Origin of the sequence: Mycoplasma sp. CSL7503-lung (assembly GCF_025515455.1) — a bacterium.
In the GTDB taxonomy this organism is placed as follows: domain Bacteria; phylum Bacillota_I; class Bacilli_A; order Mycoplasmatales; family Metamycoplasmataceae; genus Mycoplasmopsis.
On sequence record NZ_JAOPHP010000043.1, the window covers coordinates 1 to 2,202 of the forward strand.

General features: G+C 19.5%; 4 protein-coding genes. 2 read left to right on the plus strand and 2 right to left on the minus strand.

Translation table 4 applies throughout. The features are described 5' to 3' along the window. Positions 1-425 (minus strand): hypothetical protein (locus tag N9R85_RS03785; RefSeq protein WP_262858651.1); only part of this gene is annotated, 425 nt, incomplete at its 3' end. Continuing rightward, positions 395-664 carry a hypothetical protein gene (locus N9R85_RS03790; protein ID WP_262858652.1) on the minus strand — a complete coding sequence of 90 codons (270 nt, stop codon included), beginning with the start codon at positions 662-664 and terminating at the stop codon, positions 395-397. The genes N9R85_RS03790 and N9R85_RS03785, both read right to left, overlap by 31 nt. Before the next feature lie 187 nt (positions 665-851). Between N9R85_RS03790 and N9R85_RS03795 the strand changes: the two genes are divergently transcribed. Both N9R85_RS03795 and N9R85_RS03800 read left to right on the plus strand, forming a co-directional pair. Continuing rightward, positions 852-1,583 carry a hypothetical protein gene (locus N9R85_RS03795; protein ID WP_262858653.1) on the plus strand — a complete coding sequence of 244 codons (732 nt, stop codon included), beginning with the start codon at positions 852-854 and terminating at the stop codon, positions 1,581-1,583. 61 nt (positions 1,584-1,644) lie between these two features. Continuing rightward, positions 1,645-1,776, plus strand: coding sequence for a hypothetical protein (locus N9R85_RS03800; RefSeq protein ID WP_262858654.1), 132 nt, complete (start codon positions 1,645-1,647; stop codon positions 1,774-1,776). Positions 1,777-2,202 lie beyond the last annotated feature (426 nt).

Below are 2,202 nucleotides of genomic sequence, written 5' to 3' on the forward strand. Positions count from 1 at the left end.
CCATCTGATAAAAGATAAAGTTTAGTATTATTATCAATAAAATAATACTTTTTTATAATGTTTTGAATTATTTTAGATCTAGATTCATTTGTTATTTTATTAGTATCATTTGAAGTATATGTCTCATAAAAATATAATGGATTTTGATTTGTATCTGAAAATATTTTAATCAATTTAGTATTTGATTTATGAACTTTATTTTTAATTCTAACTTTACCGAAGCAATCATCTATTGAAATATAAATATGATTTGCATACTCTTTGTTTCACTTTTTTAGATTTTGATTAGTATTGTATAAATTTAGTTTATTAGAATAATATTTACATAAATTTCAACTAATTTTTGCAAATTTATTTCTAATTAGACCACAGTACTGATAAAAAGTATCTAAAATTAGTTTAATATCATATTTTTTCTTGAACAAATACTCATATTTTGGCGGATAATATCTAATATAATGCCTTTTATTATTTTTAAATAATAATATTCATATATTTTAAATTGATATAAGTTATCATTTTGACCTTTTAAATATCTAGTTATAACTTTGTTGATTTTTCAATTTAATTCTTTTCTTTCGTAGCTATTTTTAAAGTCTTCTGAAAGTTTAGTAATTTCATTACAAGATAATTGATTAATGTATTCTATGTTTTCTGTTTTCATATTTAAATTTTAATTTAGTTTTTTAAAATATTAAAAATATGATATCATATTTATATGTGTGATGTATTTAGGTGGAACAACCGACCTGCGAGCATTGCCACACACTAATAAAATAAGGTTGCTAAATTTGTTATAGGATGGGGGCTGTTGTTGGCTGTATAACCCATCATTTTTTTATAGGATTTTTATGAACATCAATAACGAAAAACTTAAATATATTTTTTTAAATTTGAAAAATATATTAGATAAAATTTTTTATCAGCAAAATAATGAAAATAAAGAAATACATTTTGAAAATAAATTAAATATTTTTATGATAAATATTAAAAATTCTGAAGGTAGAGATTATTTAATACAAATAAAAAATAAAAATGTAAAACATATTTTAGGGCTTCATTATTGACAAATGTTAGAAAAAAAGACCAAAACTAATGATTATAAATATATAAAAACCTTTCTAAATAAAATAATAAATCATAATGACCCATTATCTTATTTAGAAAGATTACTAACCAATAATTGAAAAATAATTTCAGATAATATTGTTAATTCAGAAATGAACCCAGGAAAGAAAATTAAACTTAAAGATAAATATTCTTCTAATGATTTTTTTACCTTTTTAATTTCTAGAATCGAATTTTTTGTTCAATTTATTGAATTAATTTATAATGAAAGTGAAAATTTTTATTTTTGAAGCAATAATACTAACAATAATATTCAAAGAACATTTTCGTTATCTTGAGAAAATAATACAAATGGTTTTATTCCAATAATGGTATTAAGAGATATAACTTCTGATAATTATCAGTATAATACATATATACCAATTTCGATAAGAATTAAAACAAAAAATAATATAAAAGAATATACTGCACTAAAAATTAGAAATGTAAAGCCAATGTTAAAAACTTTGTATTAAAAATTTAATGAAAATACTATTTAACTTTTTTAATTAAAAAAGAAAACAAAAGAAGGTTATTATGGACGACAAAGAAATATTAGAAATGTTTTCTGAAAAAACGTTTAAAAAGGAATCGAAAAAAATTAAAAAATATGATCCTAAAAACGATGAAGCGTTTGAAATAATCTTCAGAAAACTTGCTGAAATGTAATTTTAAAAATGTACTTTTATTATTTATGAGTACATTTTTTTATATCTATTTTTAAATAACTTTAACATTTTATTTAAAATAATAATTACATTTAATTTACTATAGATTTATAGCTTATAAAAACCCCGAAAAAGCAATACAGTTATGTGTTTTAGAAACTATAAATTATATTTTTATTAATTTATAACATAAAAACTTATTATAAATAGGTGATTTGAAATGGAGAAAATGGCGAAAGCATCATCGCCACTCCTTGTCGTATCTACACCAAAATCACAAAAATGGCGGTGATAATATATTTTTTTATTTTCTTGTGCTATTTAATATTATTTAGTAAATACGTACTTTTATTAAATTTAAGTATAAATTACATTATTTTTTAGTATTTTTAGCCTTAAATTATAATTTAAAAGTTTATTATGTCTA